General features: G+C 69.7%; 8 protein-coding genes. 6 read left to right on the top strand and 2 right to left on the bottom strand.

The window, feature by feature from the left end; all coding sequences use genetic code 11:
* Both VHK87_RS17985 and VHK87_RS17980 read right to left on the bottom strand, forming a co-directional pair.
* Positions 1-561, bottom strand: a 561-nt coding sequence (locus tag VHK87_RS17985; RefSeq protein WP_329636269.1) for a flagellar biosynthetic protein FliP, incomplete at its 3' end; no start/stop codon positions are given.
* Positions 554-832 carry a flagellar biosynthetic protein FliO gene (locus tag VHK87_RS17980; protein WP_329636268.1) on the bottom strand — a complete coding sequence of 93 codons (279 nt, stop codon included), beginning with the start codon at positions 830-832 and terminating at the stop codon, positions 554-556. The genes VHK87_RS17985 and VHK87_RS17980, both read right to left, overlap by 8 nt.
* A 113-nt stretch (positions 833-945) precedes the next feature.
* Here VHK87_RS17980 and flgB point away from each other — a divergent pair, with 113 nt between their 5' ends.
* The 6 genes from flgB to VHK87_RS17950 all read left to right on the top strand — a co-directional run.
* Entirely contained in the window at positions 946-1,356 is a 411-nt protein-coding gene (gene flgB / locus VHK87_RS17975; protein WP_329636267.1) for a flagellar basal body rod protein FlgB, read from the top strand.
* 11 nt (positions 1,357-1,367) lie between these two features.
* Positions 1,368-1,790 carry a flagellar basal body rod protein FlgC gene (gene flgC / locus VHK87_RS17970; protein ID WP_329636266.1) on the top strand — a complete coding sequence of 141 codons (423 nt, stop codon included), beginning with the start codon at positions 1,368-1,370 and terminating at the stop codon, positions 1,788-1,790.
* A gap of 13 nt (positions 1,791-1,803) precedes the next feature.
* Positions 1,804-2,118, top strand: coding sequence for a flagellar hook-basal body complex protein FliE (gene fliE, locus VHK87_RS17965; protein WP_414694166.1), 315 nt, complete (start codon positions 1,804-1,806; stop codon positions 2,116-2,118).
* A gap of 77 nt (positions 2,119-2,195) precedes the next feature.
* Positions 2,196-3,743 (top strand): hypothetical protein, encoded by a 1,548-nt coding sequence (locus VHK87_RS17960; protein ID WP_329636264.1) that lies wholly within the window; start codon positions 2,196-2,198, stop codon positions 3,741-3,743.
* An 88-nt stretch (positions 3,744-3,831) separates the two neighbouring features.
* Positions 3,832-5,376, top strand: a complete 1,545-nt coding sequence (locus VHK87_RS17955; RefSeq protein ID WP_329636263.1) for a hypothetical protein — start codon at positions 3,832-3,834, stop codon at positions 5,374-5,376.
* A 54-nt stretch (positions 5,377-5,430) separates the two neighbouring features.
* Positions 5,431-6,083, top strand: a 653-nt coding sequence (locus VHK87_RS17950; RefSeq protein WP_329636262.1) for an ATP-binding cassette domain-containing protein, incomplete at its 3' end; no start/stop codon positions are given.

The following is a 6,083-nucleotide window of genomic DNA, read 5'->3' as shown; positions in this document are numbered from 1 at the left end:
CAGCAGGAAGCCGATCTCGAAGGCCCGCTTCAGCTCGCTGATCATGAAGGCGGGCGTGACCACCCGCAGAGGCAGCTCCTGGGCCGTGGCCGGGCGCTCGACGCGGGAGAGGCGGACGAACAGGGCGAGGTCGTCCTGGTCCACCTGGCTGAGCATGAAGGTCTTCACCGGCGCGCCGGCGGCCTCGAAGGCGACGGGCAGCTCCATCTGCTGGTCGAGCAGCGGGCGGATGCCCTCTTCGTAGGAGCGCTCGAAGGTCGGGGCCATGACGATGGCCGAGAGGAACAGCGCCAGGCTGACGATCACCGCGTTGGGCGGGCTCTGCTGCAGGCCGAGCGCGGTGCGCAACAGGCCCAGGACCACCACGATCCGCACGAAGGAGGTGGTCATGATGACGATCGAGGGGGCCAGCGACAGCACCGTCAGCAGGCCGACCAGCTGGACCACCCGCTCGGTCAGGCCCGCGCCGGTGCCCAGGTCGATGTTGACCGCTTGGGCTTGGGCCAGGGCGGGCAGGGCGAGGAGCGCCAGGCCCGCGAGGACGGGAAGGGCCCTACGCATCGGCGGCCTCGGCGCGCATCTCGTGGGGCATCACCCGGCCTTCGCCGAGCAGCAGCAGACGCTCGGTCCCGTCCACGTCCACCAGCACCAGCCGGCGGGCGGGGTCGAGCACCAGCGTCTCGACGATGCGGATCCGGCGCTCCTTCTTGGTCGGGATGAAGCGGGAGAGGGCGTCGGGCCCGAATCGGCGCAGGGCCACGGCGCAGAGCCCAATCAGGCCCAGCACCAGGGCCAGGGCGAAGACCGCCTGGGCGAAGTCGGCGAAGGTCATCTGATGCGAGGTTCTCTCGGGGCGCCGGCCCTTCGAGGCGCCGGTCTTGCAGGGCGATTTGGCGATGAGTCCCTTAAGCCGCGGTTAACCCTGTTTCTTCACCTTTGGACGCCATGAACCTCGGCGAGATTCCGCTCTTTGCGATGCTGAAGTCCCGCCTCGGACACCTCTCCGAGCGGCAGCGGCTGATCGCCCAGAACGTCGCCAACTCCGACACCCCCGGCTATCGGCCGCAGGATCTGAAGCCGTTCGGCTTTCAGGCTCATCTGGCCGCCGCCGCGCCCGGCGGCGCCGACCAGCCGGCGAAAACCAACAAGGCCCACCTCTCCGGCACCGTCCGCCGCACAGGCCCGCACCGCGCGGTCGAAGGCAAGGATTCGGAAGTCACCCTCGACGGCAACGCAGTCTCCCTCGAGGAGCAGATGCTGAAGATGGGCGAGGCGCGGATGAGCTACGACGCCGCCATCGGCTTCTACCAGAAGTCCATGGGCCTGCTGCGCATGGCCGCGCGGAACCCAAGGTAGGAGACGCGTAAGTGCCCGAGATCAAGACCGGTTCGGCGGCGACCATGGCCACGGCGGCTTCGGCGCTGAAGGCCCAGCAGGCGAGGATGCGGATCATCGCCGAGAACCTGGCCAACGCGAACTCGACCTCGCGCACCGCCGGCGGCGATCCCTACCGGCGGCAAATCCCGGTGTTCGAGCCGACCAAGGTGGCCGGCGGCGCCGAGGGGGTGAAGATGGCCCGCGTGCAGGCCGACCCCTCCGAGTTCAAGACCGAGTACGACCCCGGCCACCCGTCGGCCGACGCCAAGGGCTACGTGAAGCTGCCCAACGTCGACACCCTCATCGAGGCGATGGACATGCGCGAGGCCCAGCGGGCCTACGAGGCCAACCTCAACATCATCGAGACGCAGCGCGCCATGGAGCTGCGCACGCTCGACATCCTCAAGAAATAGGGGCTGACCGATGATCACTCCGCTCGCCGCCGCAAAAGCCTACGGCGCAGCCCAAAGCGAGGCCTTGAAGGGCGTGGGCGGCGCGGCCGGCGGTCCGGAAGCTGCGCAAGGCGCCGGCTTCGCCGACCTGGTCCGCAACGCCATCAACGACGTCACCCAGACGTCCAAGGCGGCCGAGACGCAGATCGCCGCCCAGGTCGCCGGCAAGGCCGAGCTGATCGACGTCGTCACCGCCATCTCCGCCGCCGAGGCGAGCCTCGAGACCGTCATGGCCGTCCGCGACCAGGTGATCGCCGCCTACCAGGAAATCATGCGGATGCCGATCTAGGCGCGCCTGCACTACGGCTTCTCGACCGGCCATTGTGACGCCGCTACACTTCCTGCGTGCATCGGGGGAGTGGCGCGATGGGGCTCGCGAACTGGCGAAACCTTTTGGCAGTGGCCGCAGCGGCCTGTCTGCTGGCCTCGGCGTCCGCGGCGCAGGCGGCGTGGTATCGCGCCGAGACGGACCGCTTCGTGGTGTTCGGAGAGGGGCGGGAGTCCCGGGTCCGCGAGTATGCGGTCAAGCTCACCCACTTCGACCGCGTGCTGCGTCAGCTCAACCCCGCCGCCGCCGACAGCCCGACGGGGGGCAAGGTCGAGGTCTACCTGGTCCGCGGCCTTGTCGAGTTGCGCCGCGTCCGACCCGGCATCGACGCCAGCATCGCCGGCTTCTACACCGGCAATAACGAGGCGATGTTCGCCGTCGCCGACGTGGACCGCGCGGGCCTGGAGGCCCAGCAGATCCTGTTCCACGAATACGCCCACCACTTCATGCTGGCCAACTTCCCGGCCGCCTATCCCGCCTGGTTCGTCGAGGGCTGGGCCGAGTACTTCATGACCGCGGAGATCAACCCGAAGGTCATCGAGGTCGGCCGCTACAACCCTGGGCGCGCGCAATGGCTGCTAGAGAGCCGCTGGATCCCCTTGGACGTCCTGCTCACGCGGCACCTGGGGCAACTCAGCGAGAAGCAGCGAGCCATGTACTACTCCCAGGCCTGGCACCTGACGCACTACATGAGCAGCACGCCCGAACGCGCGGCTCAGCTAAACAAGGCCATCCTGGCGATCTCCAAGGGCGAACAGCCGCTCGCCGCCTTCAAGGCGGCTACAGGGATGGGGCCAAAGGAACTGGAGAAGGCGCTTGCCAAATATCGCCAGCTGCCGATCCTTACCCTGGCCAACAACTATCCAGCACCGGCGGTCACCGTAACGGTGCTTCCGACCTCCGCCGACGACCTGTTGCTGGTAAACCTGCGCCTGATGGCCAGCCCGGCTGGCGGGCCGGACGGGGGCCTGCTCCAGCAGATCCGCAGGAAGGCCGCCGATTATCCGGGCGACCGGCTGGCGCAGATGACGCTCGCGCGCGCGGAGTTCACCTACGGGGACGTGGCCGCGGGGGACGCGATCATGCAGGGGCTGATCGCCGCCGATCCTAAGGACCTGGACGCCCTGGTCCTGGCCGGCGTCGGCAAACGGATTGCCGGGGAACGGGACCTGAGCCGCAAAACCGAGCACTACAGGGCCGCGCGCCAGCTATTCATGCAAGCTTACAAGCTGGACCAGGACGACTTCCGCTCGCTTTACCACTACGCCCGCAGCCGGTCGGTCGAGCCGGCCTATCCCAACGAGAACGACGTCACGGCGCTGCTGACGGCCCGCGCCCTGGCCCCGACGGTGCAGGAGATCTCGTTCTTCGCGGGCGAGGCCCTGGTGCGACACGGCCGCAAGGACGAGGCCGCCAGCGTCCTGTCGCCGTTGCTCAACTGGCCGCATGGCGGCGCGGCGCCCGTGCTCGCCCAGGCGATCCTGGACGGCAAGACCTACGACCAAGCGGTCCACGCGCTCGAGACCGAGGCCAAGTCGGCAGCTGAGCCGACATCCGCCTCCAAGGAAGAGGCGCCGGCCGGCTGACGCCTATCTAGGCGCGTCCGCGCCGCTGCCGCTCGACCAGCCATTGTGACGCCGCTACACTCCTCGCGTGCATCGGGGGAGTGGCGGGATGGGGCTGTTGGCCTGGCGCAACCTTTGGGCGGCGGCGACCGCGGCCCTTCTGATGGCGCCGGCGTCCGGCGCGCAGGCCGCCTGGTACAAGGCCGAGACGGACCGCTTCGTGGTGTTCGGAGAGGGGCGAGAGTCCCAGGTCCGGGAATACGCGGTCAAGCTTACCGTCTTCGATCGCGTGCTGCGCCAGCTCAACCCGGTCGCCGCCGACCGGCCGGCGGGCGGCAAGGTCGAGGTCTATCTGGTCCGCGGCCAAGGCGAGATGCGCCGCGTCCGGCCCGAGACCAACGGCATGATCGGCGGCTTCTACGTCGGCAACAACGAGGCGATGTTCGCCGTGGCGGACGTGGATCAGCCGGGCCTGGGGGCGCAGCAGATCCTGTTCCACGAGTACGCCCACCACTTCATGCTGGCCAACTTCCCGGCCGCCTATCCGGCCTGGTTCGTCGAGGGCTGGGCCGAGTACTACCAGACGGTCGAGATCACGCCCGCCCAGATCAAGATCGGGGACTACAGCGAAAACCGGGTGATGGGCCTCTGGTTCGGGCGCTGGCTGCCGGTCGAAGAACTGCTGACCAAGCGCGTGGCGGACCTGCGGGGGGAAGAGCGCGGCGCCTTCTATGCTCAGGCCTGGCTGCTCATGCACTACATGCGCAGCGACGCCGAACGCGCCGCCCAGCTTAACACCGCCATGCGGGCCATCTCGCGGGGCGAAGATCCGCTGGCCGCATTCAAGGCGGCGACCGGCGCCGAGCCGCGGCAGCTCGACAAGCGCCTTCAGCGCTACCGCAAGCTCCAGCTGATCCTGCTGGAGAACAACCAGCCGGATCCGGACGTGAAGCTGACCCAGCTCCCCGCCTCCGCCGACGATCTGCTGCTGGAGAACCTGCGGCTGATGACCAGCCCGCCGGAGCCGGTGGATACGCGCCTGCTGGCGCAGATCCGCGCCAAGGCGGCCCGCTATCCTGGGGACCGGCTGGCGGAGATGACGCTGGCGCGGGCCGAGTTCACCTATGGCGACGTTGATAAGGCGCACGCGATCCTTGACGCGCGGATCGCCGCCGACCCCAAGGACAAGGACGCGCTGGTTCTGGCGGGCGTCGGCCAGTACCTCGCCGGCCATCGGCATCCGGCTCAGAAGCCGGACCGGCTGCGGGCCGGCCGGCGCTATTTCGGCAAGGCCCACGCCCTCGACCAGAACGATTTCCGCATCCTCTTCCACTACGCGAAGAGCCGTGCGCTCGAGCCCAGCTTCCCGACCGACAACGACATCGCGGCGCTGCTCCAGGCGCGGGCGCTGGCGCCCTCGGTGAGCGAGATCTCGCTGTTCGCGGGCGCGGCGCTTATGCGGCGGGACCGGAAGGAAGAGGCCGCCCGCGTTCTCGCGCCGGTGCTGAACTCGCCGCATGGCGGCGGCGGGGTGCTGGCGGCCAAGGCGATCATGGAGGGCCGCTCGCTGGACGAGGCCTTGAGCTTGGCCAAGCAGCCGGCTGCAGCCGCTCCGCCGCCGGCCAAGCCGGAGAAGGCCGCCGACGGCGGCTGACACGGAGGCGCGCGCGGCTCGGCCGTGCTAACCCTTCGACCCATGGCCGAGCCGATGATTCAGGTCGAGGGCGTCTCCAGGCGCTACGGCGCCGTCGCCGCGCTCGACGCGGTGAGCCTGTCCGTGGCGGCGGGCGAGTTCGTCGCGCTGATCGGCGGATCGGGCTCCGGCAAGACGACGCTGCTCAAGACGCTGAACCGCCTCGTGACGCCGGACGCGGGCGCGGTCCGCGTGCAGGGCGTGGCGGCGGAGGGGCTGGCGCCGCACGAACTGCGCCGGCGGATCGGCTATGTGTTCCAGGAGATCGGCCTCTTCCCGCATCTGACGGTGGCCGAGAACATCGCCATCACCCCGCGCCTGCTGGGCTGGGGCGAGCCGCGCCGCGCCGCTCGCGTCGCCGAGCTGCTGGAGCTCGCGGCGCTTCCGCCGGAGGTCGCCGGCCGGCGCCCGAGCGAGCTGTCGGGGGGGCAGCGGCAGCGGGTGGGCGTCGCCCGGGCGCTGGCGGCCGAGCCGGCGATCATGCTGATGGACGAGCCGTTCGGGGCCCTCGACCCGCTGACCCGCGATGCCCTCGGCGCCGACTACCGGGCGCTGCACGAGCGGCTGGGGCTCACCACCTTGATGGTCACCCACGACATCGCCGAGGCGGTGCTGCTGGCCGACCGCATCGTCGTGCTGAAGGCGGGCCGGATCATTGGCGACGGCTC

It is taken from the genome of Phenylobacterium sp., from assembly GCF_036263695.1.
In the GTDB taxonomy this organism is placed as follows: Bacteria; Pseudomonadota; Alphaproteobacteria; order Caulobacterales; family Caulobacteraceae; genus Phenylobacterium.
The sequence above is the reverse complement of the archived record's forward strand: the minus strand, read 5'-3'. Positions and strand labels throughout refer to the sequence as shown.